Origin of the sequence: Shewanella hafniensis (assembly GCF_019655335.1) — a bacterium.
GTDB classification, from domain to species: domain Bacteria; phylum Pseudomonadota; class Gammaproteobacteria; order Enterobacterales; family Shewanellaceae; genus Shewanella; species Shewanella hafniensis.
In genome coordinates this window covers 1-278 of the sequence record NZ_BPFD01000286.1, presented here as the reverse complement: position 1 = coordinate 278, position 278 = coordinate 1, and the positions used below count along the sequence as shown (strand labels likewise).

1 rRNA gene is annotated in these 278 nt (G+C 54.3%); it reads left to right on the top strand.

What is annotated here, in order from left to right:
• Positions 1-54 precede the first annotated feature (54 nt).
• Positions 55-278, top strand: a 16S ribosomal RNA gene (locus tag K5Q99_RS22290); the annotation flags it as partial.

Here is a 278-nt window from a genome sequence, read left to right as displayed (position 1 = left end):
AAAAATCAGAATTCATTGAGCCGCTGAAGTCGCAAGACGGAAGCAACAAAACTTTAATTGAAGAGTTTGATCATGGCTCAGATTGAACGCTGGCGGCAGGCCTAACACATGCAAGTCGAGCGGCAGCGGGAAGATAGCTTGCTATCTTTGCCGGCGAGCGGCGGACGGGTGAGTAATGCCTAGGGATCTGCCCAGTCGAGGGGGATAACAGTTGGAAACGACTGCTAATACCGCATACGCCCTACGGGGGAAAGGAGGGGACCTTCGGGCCTTCCGCG